Genomic DNA, 17,099 nt, shown 5'->3' on the forward strand with positions numbered 1-17,099 from the left:
GCTCTACCTTTTAAGTTTATATACTTTAGCTGCTGGTTCTAAAATAACAGGCTCAAATGGTGTATCAGCGTAATTTTCTAGCACAAAAAGCTGAACATAGCTACTATTAAACATCTCCCTATCCATTATAACAAATCGCCCATAATCAACCATATAAATTAGATATATATCAGCTAAATTATCTATATTATGAATAGTTTTATTTAGCTTCATATTTTCATCATATTTAGTTTCAATATAACTATTTACCCTAAATTTCTGCCCACCTAGCTCAATATGCGTAGCATCATTTGAGATAATTATACCATTATCTAAAGCAATTCCATTTTGAGTTTGAGCAAAATTGGTCGCAATAACAAAAAATGGTTCAGCCCACTCTTTGCCATTTAGTAGATCAAGACGACTAAATTTAGCTACAACCGGGAAAATCCCCATCATTCTATCAGGTAAGAAATAATATATATCACGACTCTTTAGAGGCGGACTAAAAGTTTCTTTTTTAATATCACTTAAAAATTCTCCAAGCTCGATATAGTTATAATCTTTTAAAATTTGCTCTAAATTCTTACCGCCAAAGTTTTGCGTATAGCCTTTTTCAGTATATTCAACCTCTAATCGTGCCATATTAGCAGAATTTAATGGTGGCATAGTCAAAGCATAACTAACTGCATAGTTTTCTCTACCTAAATGTTTACCCCCATCAATTAATGTTTTTGTATCGCTATAATATCTAATCGCATAACCATAATCCCACCATGCCAAGGTATAATCATCTCTTTTTGCAATCTTGCCAAGCTTATCTAAAACATTCACTTCAGTTTTAAATAGTACGCTTGATGGTTTGTAATAATATATATGAACAATAGATGGAATCAATGCTACTACTGTAATAATAAAAGCTATTAAATTTATCTTTGCTATTTTGGCTCTTTTGAGTAAATAATATAATAAATATCCAAATCCCATCGCCACAATCGGTACAGCATAAATTGTAAATCTTAGCCCACCTTTAAGCGCTAAAAAACCAAGACCAATCATTGGAATAGCTACTAAAAATATTCTAAATTTAAAACATAGCAAAACATAGCCAATTACACCAGCAATAAACACACTCCAATGTCCGCTAATACGCTGAGTAAATAGATCTAAATCAATTCGCCCAGATTCCATAATTGTTTGATTAACATTATAAAAATAAAATGATACTGAACTACTATCACCAAGACTTCTAAATAGATAAAATTTAGCCTGAAACCATATCGGATTTAATCCACCAAATATAACAAATAGCGCCAAAACAGATACAAAAAGCCCAATCATAACCCTAACGCTAAGTAAATTTGCCCTAAAATAAATCAAGCCAAAAAGCGCTATAATTAGCCCCAATCTAACTGCATAAGGCGCAGCAGTAATAGCTAAAATCATAAATAAAATCGCTTGATAATTCTTTAAATTTCTACGTTCTAAAACTACAGTATAAATAGCATAAAATAGCGTTATAGCCACGCATAAAGTATAGCTAGATGGATACCACCAATTATATGCCAACATTGAAAGCGAAATAATTAAAAAAGATATCAAATCGCCTTTAAAATGTAGTCTAATTATTCCCCAAATAGCAAAAAGTGGTAAAACAATTACCAACATATCAGTATCATAATATCCAGCCATTGTGCGATTGTAGTAGCTATTTGCGATTGATGCAAGGAGACTAGCAACGAAAAATTCTTTAACATGGCCAAATTCTTTGCCTATTAAAATTATTGGCACAACAATAAGCGAGGCTAAAAATATGCTTAAATAGATCATAATAGTCTCTAAGCTAAATGGCAAAACCTTACAAAGCAAAAATGTCAATGTAGAAAGCGGAGTACCATAGTAGCTAAGATCGTTTGGCTGGTGAAATCCAGCTATCATATCTCTAGCGCCTTCAGCATAAGCATATCCATCATTTGTGCTAATCATCAGCTGATTATTCCAAATAAAATCGCTATAACCTCCAGCCCACAATACCCACTCCATACGGCATAACAAAGCAAAAAGGTAGGCAATAATTATAAATATTGAAATTTGATATCTATTTAGAAGCTGCATATATCTCCTCTAATTCATTTATAAGATTTTTAGCTATTATTTTTTTGTCAAATTCTTTAGCTCTTATGATAGCGTTTTTTTCATAATATTTTACAAAGTTTGGCTCATCAATAGCTCTTTGCATAGCTTTTTGTGTAGCATCTTGATCGCCTACAGGAACTAAATAACCCCACTCATTCTCCCCTATTAGCTCTTTTGCTCCACTTTTATGCTCACTTGTAATTACTAGCTTACCGCACGCCAAAGCCTCAATTAAAGCATTTGAAAATCCCTCAAAAAGACTCACAAATACAAATGCATAACATTTTGATATATATTTATATGGATTATTATCAAAGCCAGGTAAAAAAACTCTATCTTCTAAATTTAGCTCTTTTATTAGATTTTCAAGTCTAGAGCGCAAAATTCCATCACCTAAGATTATTAAAGATTTATCACAATTTTTAAGTCTAGCATAGGCTCTAATTAAAAGTTCATGATTTTTACCACTATCAAGCCGCCCAACACTTAAGAAAAATTCACCCTTAAATTCTATAGGTTCACTAGATTTACGAGCAATATCATCAAGATCAAGTGCGTTATATAGCACTCTCATTTTACGCTCATCAATGCCAAAATTATCCCGCAAATCGGCCAAATTACCAAGACTATTTGGATAGATAAAATCACCTTTTGGATATAGCCATTTAAGTAAAAATTTACTAATCCTAGACTTTAGCGTACCATTAGCATACAGCACCGATGGTGTTGAACACTCATTTAACACTAATGGGCGTTTATCTCCTAAAATCCTAGCTAAAGCTGCAACATAACAAGGGCGATTCATCCATACAAAATGCAAATCCACATCAAGTGCTAGGCAAAGTCGCTTATATTTTAATGCCAAAAATGGTAATTTTGCAAATTTAATCAGTCCATTTTCAAAAGGCTTAGAATTCTCCAAATAATATATTTTAACATCATGTGGGATTGGGTAGGCGATGCGATCATTCATTAAAATTAGATAAATCTCATAACGCCCTACTAGCTCACTAAGCAGATTTGACACCACACGCTCAGCTCCACCGCCAGCCATTGAATATATAAATACTGCTAATTTTTTCATTATTTTCCTTTTAATTTACCGATTAATTCACTCCATTGGGAAATAATATTTTGTGGAGTAAATTTAGTTAAATTTATATTTTTTACCAAATTTTCTTTTAAATTCGGATCGCTTAGAACTTCACTTATACATTCACTTAGCGCCTTAGGGCTAAAATCTTTAGCAATTAAAGCATCCTTTCTATGAGATAAAATCTCCATAGCTCCAGCTGTGGGTGTAGATATTCTAGCAACTTTATAAGCTGCAGCTTCATTTAACACATTACCAAAAGCTTCACTAAGGCTAGGCAAAACCAAAATCTCAGCCCTTTGATAGAGAGTCTCAACGCTCTTAATATGACCTAAAAATTCAATATTTAAATTTAAATTTTTAGCTAAATTTTCTAAATTTTGTCTTTGAGACCCCTCGCCTGCAATAGCGATTTTATAATCTTTTAACAAATTTTTATCTACAAGAGCTAAAGCGTTTAGATATAGCTCATAGCCTTTTACTGCTTCAAGCCTACCAACACTTAAAATAAGTTTATCTTTTTTAGCTAAATTAACACCTAAATTTGATGAAATTTTAGCTAAGTTTTCAACCATAAATAGCGGATTATATATTATTTCACAATGCTTAACAAAACTGTAATAATCTTTATCTCTTTTACTTAAAACCACTAATGCATCGCAAAATCTATAACTAAAATTTCTAATTTTTCGCCAAATTTGCGAACTTAGTAAATCATAGCTCACATGTTCAGTAGCTATAATTTTTTTTCCCATAAATGCTGTGGCAATTAGCACATTTATATTAGTTTGATCCATAAAAGTGATTATAATATCAGGTTTTGCACTCTTTATATAGGATCTAATTTTTAAAAATTTACTAAATTTGCTTAACCAGCCTTTTTGATTATAAATATCTAAATGAGTAAGCTTACCACTAATTTTATAGTGGTTTTGATTCTCTTCAAAGTAGATGGTCTCAATCTCATAATTTTTACTTAACTCATGGCTTAAAAGCTCTACTACACGCTCAGCTCCACCATTTCTAAGTGCAGAAATTACTAACATAATTTTCATTTTAATACTCTATTTATAAGATTTAACCACTCTTGAGTGATATTTTGAGGCATAAAACTAGCTCTATTTTTATAGCCATTTTGAGCAATTTTAGCTCTTAAATTCTCATCTTGTATAGCCAAGTTTAGCTTTTTAGCTAGACTTTGTGGGGTAAAATCGCTACTTATTAGCCCATTTTTACCATCTTCTATTAATTCGCATGCGCCAACTGTAGGGGTAGCAATTCTAGCAACCTTATAAAAGCACGCCTCAATTAATACATTTCCTAACCCTTCGCTTCTTGAGCTTGAAACTATAATTTTAGCTCGCTTATAATAGCTTGATATATCGCTTACGCTTCCTTTGAATTTAACTCTATCGCTTTTAAACTCGCTTTTAAATTTTTCAAACTCACTTCCATCTCCACAAATCTCCACACTAAAATCCCCAATATTGCAAAATTTAAGTGAATTTAAAAATATATCGCACCCTTTTACACTCTCAAGTCTACCAACAAAAATTATTAAATTTTCTTTTTTACTTTCATCAAAATCAGCACCAACCTCTCCAAAAAATGGATTATAAATCACCGCACGATTTTTGACATATTTATAATATTCATAATCGTTTTTGCTTAAAAGTGATAAAGCATCACAAAATGGATATAGTAATCTTTTAGCCACTCTCCACTTTAAAGATAAAAAGCTATGTTCGCTATGTTCTGATATTATTAGCCTCTGTTTTAAGCCTAAATTTGCTATTAAACATAATAAATTTGTACTATCCATAAAGCTAATGATAAGATCAAACTCACCACTTTTAAAAATCTTACGCAATACAAAAATCTTGCTAATTACTCTTTTGAGATTACCTAAAATACCGCTATTTTGTAAGCTTAAGCTTACTACACGCACTTGCTCATCAATCTCATAAAATGGCGCCTTGCTATCAAATTTAAAAATAGTTATTTCATGCTTAGAACTTAAATTATTTGCTAAAATACTTAGCACCCGTTCTGCTCCGCCAAATCCAAGCGTAGAAATCACAAATCCAATCTTCAAAAACGCCCCCTAATTTTAGCTATAAATATCGCCCTTTGTGCCAAATTAAATATCATAACAAACCCTACTAAATAACCAAGCCCGCTCATCAAAGTACAACAGAGTAAAAACTCCAGCCAATTAGTTACACTTAACATATTTGAAATAGGATAAATTATTCCAGTAATTAAAGCAAAAACAGCAAGACATTTTATATAGATTGGATAAAATGTACTTAGTTTTAACCCCAAATTTGCCCCAGCATTTGCAATATCAAACAGACTAATCTTAAGCGTAATTCCAATGGTTATTACAATTGCTATCTCTTTGAGTCCAAACTCAAAAAAACTAAGCCCAATAAGCTGTATACAAAATACGCAAACAGCCATAAATAGCGTTACAAGTGCTGGTTTTTTAAGTTTATCAGTGATCAAATTTATACTAATTAATGGACGTGAACTAGCAAAAATAATAGATGGTACAAGCGAAATTAAAACTAACTCATAAATAAATTCAATCTCCTCTTTGCTCTTAAATGGCAGCCAAAGTGTATAAAACTCATCAGCTAAAATCCCAAAAGTCGCAATCAATGGAAGCGAGACAAAGCTTACACTCTTAATAGCTAAAATAACCTCATCTTTAAGAGGCTTAGCGCCTGCATGCAAGGCAACCAGCCGTGGATTCCACGCTACTGCAGTAGTAACTACAAAACTCTCAATAATCATAGTAACTGAGCGAGAAAGCGCTAGTATCCCCATACTAAATGCACTAATAAAAATATTAACCAAAAGCAAGCTAGCACCACTAATAAGCACTTGACTAAGCATATTTAAGCTATTAAAAAGCCCACTTCTAGCTAAAACATAGACAAATTTTGTTCTAAAAAGCTTGGAATTAAAGTGTAAATTTAGCCCAAATTTATGATTTAAAAATAGAGCACTAAAAAATACAAAAATTGAGGATATTAAAGCTGCAATTGCTGTGTAGTAAATCATAGCCTCAAACGCCCAAAATAACCCTAACACGCACCCAGCATAAATAGCAGTGGATATAGCATTGCGAATAGAGATTAAATACATCTGGTTTTTAATAAATGCATGCACGCTAAAAAGTGCATTAAATAGCCCAATACTAAAGTTGATAAAATATATTGCCATTGTAGCTCTTACATCGCTTAAAAGAGCCTGTGATATATTTATTATTGATTGAATTTTAACCAAAAACACAAACGAAACTAGCGCAACGATAAGACTAAAAATCAGATTAGCTACAATCACTGAACTATAAAATTTGCTAGCCCTAGCAAAATTGCCTTTATGATAGCTAGAGGCAATAAATCTACTAGCTACAGAGTTAATCACAAGTGTTAAGATAAATCCATAATTTACCAGCGAATTAGCAAGTGCTAAAAATCCATAAGCTTCATCGCCTAAAACACGCAAAATATATGGAGTAAGAAAAAAATTAATAGCTGTTTGTAGAGCAAAAACAATAATAGTTGTAAGCAAATTTAGATACATAACGGGCTATTTTTCCTTGAATATTTGGATAGATTTAGGTTGAATTCTAACTAAATTTAAATAATTCTTTGCTTTAATCAAAAATTATTAAAGTTAATAAATCTAAATTTAATATAAAAAATGTTAAATTTAGCACAAAAAATTTAAAAAACAAGCCCATATTTTGCCTAACTTTAAAAATAAATTTTGCAAATTTTTACTAAAATTTAGTCTTAAATTTAAGCCAAATTTGGGTAGCATTACGAATTCTAAAATTATCAAGGACAGTCTTATGGATTATTTGGAACTAGCTCATAAGTATCAAACACCGCTTTATGTGTATGATTTTGATCATATTACTACTCAATATGAGAGATTAAAAAAGGAATTTAATGCTAGAAAGTCACTTATTTGCTACGCTGTAAAAGCCAATTCAAATTTAAGCCTTTTAAAGCATATTGCCGCTCTTGGCAGTGGATTTGATTGTGTGAGTATAGGCGAAGTAAAAAGAGCCCTACTAGCAGGCGCTAGTAACTATAAGATAATTTATAGCGGAGTTGGAAAGAGCGATGAAGAGATTAAAGAGGCTTTAAATTTAGATATTTTAATGATAAATTTAGAGAGCTTTGCTGAGATGCAAAGAGTTGAATTAATAGCCAAAGAGTTAGGTAAAAAGGCTAGAATCTCAGTTAGAGTTAATCCAAATGTAGATCCAAAAACTCATCCATATATCTCTACAGGATTACATGAAAATAAATTTGGTGTTAGTATAAATGAAGCTAGGAAAATTTATCTACATGCTCATAGAAGTGATAATCTAGATCCAGTTGGTATTCACTGCCATATTGGAAGTCAGCTAAGCGATATTAGCCCAGTTATTGAAGCAGCAAATATTACTAGCGATCTATTAAGAGAGTTAAGAGCAGCTGATATAAATATTAAATTCTTTGATATAGGTGGCGGTATTGGCATTAGATATAGTGATGAAAATGAGCCAAATTTATATGAATATGCTCAAGGAATTTTAGCAGCACTAAAGGGTCAAGATGTAACCATCGTATGCGAACCAGGTAGATTTATAGTAGGAAATAGCGGAGAATTACTCACTCAAGTATTATATGAAAAAACTAATGGTGATAAGCGTTTTGTAATTGTCGATGCGGCTATGAATGATCTTCTTCGACCAAGTTTATATGAGGCTTATCATGAGATAATAGCGTTAAAAGATGGAGATAAAACTAATTGTGATGTAGTAGGCCCAATTTGTGAAAGCGGTGATTTTTTAGGTAAAAATATAGAGTTGCCAAAGCTAGAACATGGTGATATGTTAATAATTAAATCAGCTGGGGCATATGGATATTCAATGTCTAGTAACTACAATACAAGAGGCAGAGCTGCACAAGTTGCTATTGAAGGCGGCAAAGATCGCTTAATAGGCAAAAGGGAGAGCTTTGAAGATATGATACAAAATGAGAGAGAGTTTATATAATGTATTTTATCGATGTTCAAGGAACCTTAATAAGCGATAGCGATAAAAGTCCAATTAATGGCGCTTGTGAACTACTTAAGAAATTAAATCAAAAACAAATTCCATATGTAGTTATAACAAATAATACAAAAATTAAAAGTGATGAGTTTTTACAAACGCTAAGAGATAAAGGATTGGCAATAAAAGATGGTGCTTATTTAGATCCATTTTGTGTATTAAATAAAACTATTTCACCTTGCCCTGTGGCGCTTTTTGGAGCTAATGAGTTTATTTCTACTATGCAAAATATAGGCTACACACAAGATTTTAGCAATCCAAAAGCAGTTTTAATAGCTAGCTGGGATAAATTTAGCTTTGATGACTTTGCTACTATCAACGAACTTGCCCTAAAAGGGATAAAAATTATAGCTATGCATGAGACTAGTATCTACAAAAAAAATGGTAGATTATATCCAGGAGTTGGCGCTATTGCTAATATGATTAGTTACGCTACTGGAGTGAAATTTAGCAGTATTGGCAAGCCAAGCTTAGGATTTTATACAGCTGCGCTTGAGCTTTTAAAATTGCAAAATCCTAAGGCTGAATTTAAAGATATAACAATAATTAGTGATGACGCAACTGGCGATCTTTATGGAGCTAAAGAGTTGAATATGAGTACGGCTTTGGTTTTAAGTGGTAAAATAGATAAAAGTAGTACCGCAAATTTAAATAGAGATAAAATTGATAATATATATGATGATGTGAGTAAAATTTGGGAGATTTTAAAATGAGCATTGATGAGTTAAGAGTTGGCATCGATAAGATTGATAATGAGATTTTAGGCCTACTTAATCAGCGTATGGAATTTGTCAAAAAAATTGGTGAATTAAAAGTTGGTTCAAATGCTCCAATTTACCGCCCAGAACGTGAAAGAGCAATACTAGAAAGATTAAAATCATTACCTAATAACACTCTAAGCAGCAAAGCTATCGAGGCGATATATTTAGAGATTTTTGCTGTTAGTCGTAATCTAGAACTACCACAAAAAGTAGCATTTTTAGGCCCAGTTGGGACCTATACACATCAAGCAGCTAAGAGTAGATTTGGGGCAACGAGCAGCTATACGCCAATCAGTTCTATAGAGGGTGTTTTTAGAGAACTTAACAATGGTGAGGCTAAATATGGAGTTGTACCAATTGAAAATAATACAGAAGGTGCTGTTGGGATTACCCTTGATTGCTTAAGAAAATATGAAAATGTAAAAATCGTAGCTGAAATTTATATGGATATTCACCATAGTTTTGTTAGTTTAAATGAGAATTTAAGCGATATAAAAAAGATATATTCTCATCCGCAAGGCTATAATCAGTGTCATAAATTTCTAGATGATCATAATTTAAATTCAATAGAGTTTATACCAACTAAATCAACTGCTCAAGCTGCCTATTTAGCCTCACAAGATCCTAGTTCAGCAGCAATCTGCTCTAAAATAGCCGCACATATAAACAAAGTGCCAATAATGTTTGAAAAAATCGAAGATAATATGGCAAATAGAACAAGATTTTTTGTATTAAGTGATTTTAAAAATATCAAAAGTAGCTGCAATAAAACCAGCATCCTAGCACTCACTGCTCACCGTCCAGGCGGCCTTGTAGAGCTGCTTAATATGTTTAAAGAGGGTGGAATAAATTTAACCAAGCTTGAGAGTAGACCAATCAAACAAAAAGATTTTAAAACGGTATTTTATATAGATTTTGAGGGGCACATCGATGATGAAAATGTCGAAGCAGTGCTAAAAAATGCTAGCCAAAACGGACATGAGATCACCTGGCTGGGTAGCTACTTAAACCAAGAAGGACAAGAATGAAATTTAATTCACAAATATCAAATTTACCAATATATGAAGCTGGCAAGCCAATCGAGCTTGTTATTAGAGAGTTTGGCATTGAGCCACAAAATGTAGTAAAACTAGCTAGTAATGAAAATCCACTAGGCTGTTCACCGCTTGCACTTGAAGCTATGAAAGAGTCAATCAAATGTGCAAATTTATATCCAGATGATAGCTATTATGAACTTAAAGAGTCTTTGGCAAATTTATATCATGTAAGTAGTAAAAATATTGTAATTGGTAGTGGTAGCGACCAAGTAATAGAGTTTATCATGCACGCAAAGCTTAATCCAAATACAGCAATGTTAAGTGCAGGTGTAACTTTTGCAATGTATGAAATTTATGCTAAACATATTGGGGCTAAAATTTATAAAACCTCAAGTGCTACACACAACCTAAATCAACTAAAAGAGCAATATCTAGCACACAAAGATGAGATAAAGGTTATATTTTTATGTCTACCAAATAACCCACTTGGTGAATGTTTAGATGCTAATGATGTATATGAGTTTATATCTAGTGTTGATAGTGATACTATTGTAGTAATTGATGGAGCATATATGGAGTTTGCTAAATTTAAAGATAGCAAAAAAGCTATAAATCCAAGTGATATAGTAAAACTAAATAACTCTATATATCTTGGTACATTTTCTAAAGCTTATGGATTAGGCGGAATGAGAGTTGGCTATGGTATTGCAAATGATCAAATAATTACTGCCATTAGCAAGCTTAGAGCGCCATTTAATATTACAACTCCTAGTCTAGCAGCAGCTATTGCAGCTATTAAAGATCAAGCCTTTATAACGCAAACTTTAGAAAATAACTTTAAAGAAATGAAAATTTTTGAAAAATTTGCTACTGAGAATGGGATTGAATTTATTCCAAGTTATACAAATTTTATTACTTTTAAATTTGATACTAGTAGAGACTCAACTCAAATTTGTGATAATCTACTAAGACAAGGTATAATTTTGCGTAATCTAAAAAGCTATGGATTAAATGCAATACGCATAACAATAGGTACCAGTAAACAAAATATAAAAGTTTTAGAAACTCTTAAAAAGGAAATTTAATAGATTATGGATTTTAAAGCTCTTTTTCAACAAATTAGTCAAGTCGTTCAAAATCTAACCAAAAAGCAAAAAATTGTAGTTATTAGCTCTGTTGTTTTGGTTATTGGATTTTTGGTGTTTTTGACTCTATTTAGCAGTAGTAATAAAAACCCAGAAGCTGAGTATGAAGGCTATAGCGTATTATTTCGCAATGTTGATCCTGCTATATCTTCTCAAATTATCAATGAATTAGAGGCTCAAGGCGTAAAATATAAACTAGCTGATGAAGGTACGATTTTAGTCCCTACAAGTGATGTTTATCGCCAAAGAATCGCAGTAGCTAGCCTTGGCATAATGGGTGATAATAAAAAGGGTTTTGAAATTTACGATACACAAGATTTTGGAGCAACCGAAAACGAACAAAGAGTTAAATTCCAACGTGCAATTCAAGGCGAGCTATCTAAAACCATCGAAAGTCTAGAGCCAATTGATAAGGCTAGTGTGTATATAGCTTTTCCTAAAGATAGCGTATTTACCGAGCGTCAAGTCCCACCAACAGCTTCAGTTGTAGTAAAAATTAAAGATGGCGCTAAGTTAAATCGTAGACAGATTGATGGAATTAAAAGAATCGTAGCTGGTTCAGTTCCAAATTTAAAACTAGAAGATGTAAAAATAGTAACACAAGATGGCGTAGCACTTGGCGATGATGAGATTGCATTAGAGAATGAATTAGTAGCTGCACAAATTAAATATAGAAGCCAATTTGAAGATTCATATGAGAGAAAAATCATTGATATGATTGGCAAATTTATTGGCGGAAAAGATAAAGTAACAGCTAAAGTTAGCATTGAATTTGATTTTTCAACCAAAGATAGTATAAATGAAATTTATGACCCAAATTCAGTTATTAGAAGTGAGCAAAATATAGAAGAAAAAAGGGAAGGAAAAGAGCCAAAAGATGTAGGCGGTGTGCCGGGTGCAGTTAGTAATATCGGCCCAGTCCAAGGTTTAGAAGATAATAAACCAACCGAGCTATACTCCAAAAATGTCGCCAATACCAACTATGAAATTTCAAAACAAACAATAAAAGTAAAAGATCAATACGCCACGATAAAAAGAGTAACCGCAGCCGTAGTCGTAGATGGAAAGTATGAATTCCAAACCCTTGAAGATGGCTCACAAGCTCAGACTCCAACCTATATTCCATTAAATCAAGATGAATTAAACTCAATAAAAAGTCTAGTCCAGCAAGCAATCGGATATAATGCTGATAGGGGCGATGAAGTTACAGTAAGTAATTTTGAATTTAGACAAACTGGCAAAATTACACAGGTAACAGGCTTCCAAAAAGTTGTAGATACATATTTTAAACCAATTGTACCGATATTAAAATATCTAATAGTTTTAATAATTTTATATGTATTTTATAAACAAGTTATTACTCCATTTCTTAATAAAATGCTTGAAGAGTCTAAAGACGAAGGTCTTGAGCCGCTCTCACATGAATCTACTATCCAAGAAGAAGCCGAGGATACATTGGAGAAATTCAAAGCTGCTAGAAAACGGGTTGAAGATGAACTTGGAATTGGTGAGAATTTTGATGAAAATGAGCTTAAATACGAAGTTATGCTAGAAAAACTCAAACTCATTGCCACTGAAAGAAGCGATGAGATCGCTACATTGTTGCAAAATATGCTTAAAAATGATACTGGATTTAACTCCAATAAGGAATTCTAATGAAGCTAAACGAAGAACAAAAGGCAGTATATGAAGATTTGAGCATGGCTGAAAAAATAGCCATCTTGCTCATTCAGCTAGGTGAAGATGTTACTACGATGCTTTTTGCGCATATGGATATAGATATTATCACTGAAATCTCAAAATATATTGCCACTGCCAAAACTATCGATAAATCAATAGCAGCTGCAGTGCTAGAAGAATTTTATGTAGTTAGTCAGTCTAACCAATATTTACAAAGTGGCGGTATCGAATATGCTAAAGAGATTTTATTTAGAACATTTGGTCCAGAAATCGCTCAAAAAATTATGGATAAACTCCAAAAATCACTCGAAACCACCAAATCTTTTGGCTATCTTGGCCAGGTGCGACCTCAGCAGTTAGCTGACTTTATCGTCAAAGAACACCCACAAACCATCGCTCTAATCGTAGCCCATATGGATTCATCAAGTGCTGCTGAAACCCTAGTTTATCTACCAGATGATATTAGAAGCGAAGTTGTAATGCGTATGGCAAACCTAGGCGATATTAGCCCATCTGTTGTCAAACGTGTTTCAACCGTACTTGAATCCAAGCTTGATAGCCTTACAAGCTATAAAGTTGAAGTTGGTGGACCAAGAGCTGTTGCAGAAGTTCTTAACCGTCTTGGTCAAAAAGCAAGCAAATCTACAATTGAAATTATTGAGAAAAATGATCCGGCTCTTGCTACAATCATTAAAGATCTTATGTTTACATTTGATGATATTAGCTCTCTTGATAACAATGCTATTAGAGAAATTCTCAAAGTTGTGGATAAAAAGGTACTTATGGTTGGTTTAAAAGGCAGCGGCGAAGAGTTAAAACGCAAATTCCTAGCCAATATGAGTCAAAGGGCAAGTGAAGCATTTATCGAAGAGATGCAATTTATTGGTGCTGTACGTGTAAAAGAGGTTGAAGAGGCGCAAAGAAAAGTTGTAGAACTAGTTCAAAAACTAGCTGAAGATGGAGTATTCCAAGTCGGCGTAAGCGAAGAGATGATAGAATGATAGCAAGTAGTGTAATACATAAAAACAACGAAGAGCATATAGTCGAACCATATAGATTTAAGGTTTTAGCGCTCCAATCAAATGAATCACCAAAAGAGCAACCAGTCAAGGAGCAAATCCAAGATACAAATAGCGATGCAAGAGATGATTTTGAGTCAAATACACAAAATGCTGAATCAAGCTCAACTCCAGCTCAAGAGTCGTCAAATTTAATAGAATCAACATTTATTGAAGAGCTTTTAAAGCGAACTGATGATCTAAGCGGTAATATTGTTAAGCTTCAAATGCAGATTGAACATCAAGAGAATGAATTTAAAATTCGCCTAGAAAATGAGACTCAAAGAGCCAAAGAAGAAGGGTTAAGAGAAGGACACGAACAGGCTAAAGCTGAGTATGATGCAGCTTTAAATGAAATTAGCAAAAAGTATTCAAGTTCCATTGATAAGCTCGATGAGCAAACTGCTAAACTTGAAGCTTTACTAGCAACTAGCCAAAGTGAAATCGCAGCAACTGCTATTGAGATTGCTAAAGAAGTAGTCTTAAAAGAGATAAAAGACAGCTCAGCTCAGATTGCCTTAAATATCGCTAAAAGCTTAATTGATGAACTAAACCAAGCTACAGCAATTGAGATAAAAGCCAACCCAAAAGATTATGAGTTTATAAAATCAAATTTAGCTCTAAAATCTAATATAAAACTTAGCAGTGATGAGGCTGTATCAGCTGGTGGTGTAATCGTTCTAAGCGATATAGGCAATATCGATGGCAGCGTAATGGCTAGATTTGAGAAAATTAAAAAAATATTAAGCGAATAAAATGAATATAAAATCTCTAAAGCTAGGCGAACTAGAATCTCTAGCCGGTGATATCAGGGAACGAATTTTAAGTGTAGTTAGCACCAATGGCGGACATTTAAGCTCAAATTTAGGAGTTGTAGAGCTTAGCATTGCGATGCACTATGTATTTAATCCCCCAAATGATCCATTTATATTTGATGTTAGCCACCAAAGCTACACTCATAAGCTCTTAAGCGGGCGTTGGAATGAGTTTGATAGTTTGCGTAAATTTGGTGGAATTAGTGGATATACTAAACCTAGCGAGAGTGAATATGATTATTTTATAGCTGGACATAGTTCTACATCTATTAGTCTTGCAGTAGGCGCTGCTAAGGCTATAAGACTTAAAAACGAAGATAGATTACCCGTAGCTCTAATTGGCGATGGGGCATTAAGCGCTGGGATGGCGTATGAAGCTTTAAATGAGCTAGGCGATCTTAAATATCCATGTGTTATTATCTTAAATGATAATGAGATGAGTATCTCAAAACCGATTGGCGCTATGAGTAAATACCTATCACAGATGATGGCGGGGCCATTTTATCAAAAATTTAAAAGCAAAATTAATCAACTTTTAGAGCTTATGCCAGACTCAGCGGCTTATATGGCTAAAAGATTAGAAGAAGGCATTAGACTCATTACTCCTGGGATGTTTTTTGAAGAGCTTGGGCTTGAGTATATAGGTCCAGTAGATGGGCATAATATCAAGGATTTAATCTCAGCTCTTAGCGTAGCAAAAAATATGAAAAAACCAGTTATAATTCATGCCCAAACGATAAAAGGCAAAGGTTATGAAATTGCCGAAGGCCCAAAAGAGAAGTGGCATGGCGTTAGTCCATTTAATCCACAAAATGGTATAGCACTACAAAAATCTAGTCAAAAAAATGCTACTGAAATTTTTAGCAGTTTACTTTTAGAACTTGCTAGTAAATATGATAATATAGTAGGCGTAACAGCTGCTATGCCTAGTGGAACTGGAATTGGGGCTTTGATTGAGAAATTTCCAGATAGATTTTGGGATACTGCAATTGCAGAACAGCATGCAGTTACATCTATGGCAGCAATGGCAAAAGAAGGCTTTAAACCATATATTGCAATATATTCAACATTTATGCAAAGAGCCTATGATCAAGTCATTCATGATTGTGCTATTTTAAATTTACCTGTAGTCTTGTGCATGGATAGAGCTGGCATAGTAGGAGAAGATGGTGAGACGCATCAAGGAGCTTTTGATATTAGCTTTTTAAACGCTATACCAAATTTTACTCTTGCAGCACCTAGAGATGAATTAATGTTTAAAGAGATTATGGAATTTTCTTATAGTTTTAATTCGCCACTTGCTATTAGATATCCTAGGGGAAATTTTGGGCTTAGTGATGAGTTTAAACCAGTTAAAGTAGAGCTTGGAAAATCCCAAATTTTATCGCAAAATAATGAAAATGTCGCATTTATTGGATACGGTAATGCGGTAGCTAAAGCATACAAGGTAGCTAAATTTTTAGATATTAATCCTACAATTATAGATCTTATCTTTATAAAACCACTTGATAAAGAGCTGCTTTTAAACCTTGCTAAAGAGTATAAAAAATGGTATATTTTTAGCGATAGTGCTAAGCGTGGTGGGGTTGGCGAGATTTTATCTGGATTTTTACAAGAGAATAATATTAAAGATGTAAGTATTACAAGCTTTGAGTATGAAGATAAGTTTATAACGCATGGATCTATAAATTTAGTAGAAAATAGCTTAAACATCAGTATTGAAGAGATTGCTAAAAAAATCATACTTTAAACAAGATAGGCTAATAGATAAAAAATATTAATTAAAGTTGAATTTAAATATTTTTTGGATAAAATATGCCCATTTAATTAAGAGGAAAAAAGTATGGATTACATGGAGCTTTTAAAACAAGCCAAACTTAAAGCCACTCCACAAAGACTGTGTGTGTTAAAAATACTAAGCAATCACACGCATCCAACTATAGATGAGCTTTATGAACAAATTAAAAGCGAATACCCATCTATATCACTTGCAACAGTATATAAAAATCTAAGCACCCTTATAAATGAAAATTTAGTAATTGAGGTTAATAGCCCAAACCAAAAAGCAAAATATGATATTTACGAGCAACCACACATTCATTTAGTATGTAGCAATTGTGGCAACATTACAGATATTAGCGCCAACGATGCGCAGATGATCTCATATCAAACCCATCTAGAACAAAAGATAGGTAACTTAATAAATAGATTAAATATCGTTGCAAATGTCTCAAATTGTTCAAAGTGTTGCTAAATTTAAAGCCCTAAATACGGGG

At 33.0% G+C, this 17,099-nt stretch carries 14 protein-coding genes; 9 read left to right on the top strand and 5 right to left on the bottom strand.

Going from position 1 to position 17,099, the window contains the following annotated elements; genetic code table 11:
- Positions 1-3 precede the first annotated feature (3 nt).
- Genes CIGN_RS06170 through CIGN_RS06190 form a run of 5 tightly spaced genes read right to left on the bottom strand, consistent with a single transcriptional unit; the run spans position 4 to position 6,802 of the window.
- Entirely contained in the window at positions 4-2,094 is a 2,091-nt protein-coding gene (locus tag CIGN_RS06170) for an STT3 domain-containing protein (protein ID WP_086302800.1), read from the bottom strand.
- Positions 2,078-3,199 (bottom strand): N-acetylgalactosamine-N,N'-diacetylbacillosaminyl-diphospho-undecaprenol 4-alpha-N-acetylgalactosaminyltransferase, encoded by a 1,122-nt coding sequence (gene pglJ / locus CIGN_RS06175; protein ID WP_086240321.1) that lies wholly within the window; start codon positions 3,197-3,199, stop codon positions 2,078-2,080. Before pglJ ends, CIGN_RS06170 begins: the two co-directional genes overlap by 17 nt.
- Positions 3,199-4,263 carry a glycosyltransferase gene (locus tag CIGN_RS06180; protein ID WP_086302802.1) on the bottom strand — a complete coding sequence of 355 codons (1,065 nt, stop codon included), beginning with the start codon at positions 4,261-4,263 and terminating at the stop codon, positions 3,199-3,201. Before CIGN_RS06180 ends, pglJ begins: the two co-directional genes overlap by 1 nt.
- Entirely contained in the window at positions 4,260-5,303 is a 1,044-nt protein-coding gene (locus CIGN_RS06185; RefSeq protein WP_086302804.1) for a glycosyltransferase, read from the bottom strand. The genes CIGN_RS06180 and CIGN_RS06185 overlap by 4 nt, the downstream gene beginning before the upstream one ends.
- Positions 5,300-6,802 (bottom strand): MATE family efflux transporter, encoded by a 1,503-nt coding sequence (locus CIGN_RS06190; protein ID WP_086302806.1) that lies wholly within the window; start codon positions 6,800-6,802, stop codon positions 5,300-5,302. The genes CIGN_RS06185 and CIGN_RS06190 overlap by 4 nt, the downstream gene beginning before the upstream one ends.
- A gap of 271 nt (positions 6,803-7,073) precedes the next feature.
- Between CIGN_RS06190 and lysA the strand changes: the two genes are divergently transcribed.
- From lysA to CIGN_RS06235, 9 genes are all read left to right on the top strand, one after another.
- Positions 7,074-8,270 carry a diaminopimelate decarboxylase gene (gene lysA / locus CIGN_RS06195; protein ID WP_086302808.1) on the top strand — a complete coding sequence of 399 codons (1,197 nt, stop codon included), beginning with the start codon at positions 7,074-7,076 and terminating at the stop codon, positions 8,268-8,270.
- Positions 8,270-9,040, top strand: coding sequence for an HAD-IIA family hydrolase (locus tag CIGN_RS06200; RefSeq protein ID WP_086302810.1), 771 nt, complete (start codon positions 8,270-8,272; stop codon positions 9,038-9,040). Before lysA ends, CIGN_RS06200 begins: the two co-directional genes overlap by 1 nt.
- Entirely contained in the window at positions 9,037-10,116 is a 1,080-nt protein-coding gene (pheA, locus tag CIGN_RS06205; protein ID WP_086302812.1) for a prephenate dehydratase, read from the top strand. The genes CIGN_RS06200 and pheA overlap by 4 nt, the downstream gene beginning before the upstream one ends.
- The gene (gene hisC / locus CIGN_RS06210; protein WP_086302814.1) at positions 10,113-11,210 is read left to right on the top strand and encodes a histidinol-phosphate transaminase; all 1,098 of its coding nucleotides are present in this window, start codon (positions 10,113-10,115) and stop codon (positions 11,208-11,210) included. Before pheA ends, hisC begins: the two co-directional genes overlap by 4 nt.
- A 6-nt stretch (positions 11,211-11,216) precedes the next feature.
- Positions 11,217-12,926, top strand: a complete 1,710-nt coding sequence (fliF, locus tag CIGN_RS06215) for a flagellar basal-body MS-ring/collar protein FliF (RefSeq protein ID WP_086240328.1) — start codon at positions 11,217-11,219, stop codon at positions 12,924-12,926.
- Positions 12,926-13,951, top strand: a complete 1,026-nt coding sequence (fliG, locus tag CIGN_RS06220) for a flagellar motor switch protein FliG (RefSeq protein ID WP_086225143.1) — start codon at positions 12,926-12,928, stop codon at positions 13,949-13,951. The genes fliF and fliG overlap by 1 nt, the downstream gene beginning before the upstream one ends.
- Positions 13,948-14,763, top strand: coding sequence for a flagellar assembly protein FliH (gene fliH / locus CIGN_RS06225; protein ID WP_086302816.1), 816 nt, complete (start codon positions 13,948-13,950; stop codon positions 14,761-14,763). The genes fliG and fliH overlap by 4 nt, the downstream gene beginning before the upstream one ends.
- 1 nt (position 14,764) lies before the next feature.
- Positions 14,765-16,573 (top strand): 1-deoxy-D-xylulose-5-phosphate synthase, encoded by a 1,809-nt coding sequence (gene dxs / locus CIGN_RS06230; RefSeq protein WP_086302818.1) that lies wholly within the window; start codon positions 14,765-14,767, stop codon positions 16,571-16,573.
- A gap of 93 nt (positions 16,574-16,666) precedes the next feature.
- Positions 16,667-17,077 carry a Fur family transcriptional regulator gene (locus CIGN_RS06235; protein WP_086226728.1) on the top strand — a complete coding sequence of 137 codons (411 nt, stop codon included), beginning with the start codon at positions 16,667-16,669 and terminating at the stop codon, positions 17,075-17,077.
- The last annotated feature ends 22 nt before the right edge of the window (positions 17,078-17,099 follow it).

Source organism: Campylobacter devanensis, from assembly GCF_002139915.1.
GTDB classification, from domain to species: Bacteria; Campylobacterota; Campylobacteria; order Campylobacterales; family Campylobacteraceae; genus Campylobacter; species Campylobacter devanensis.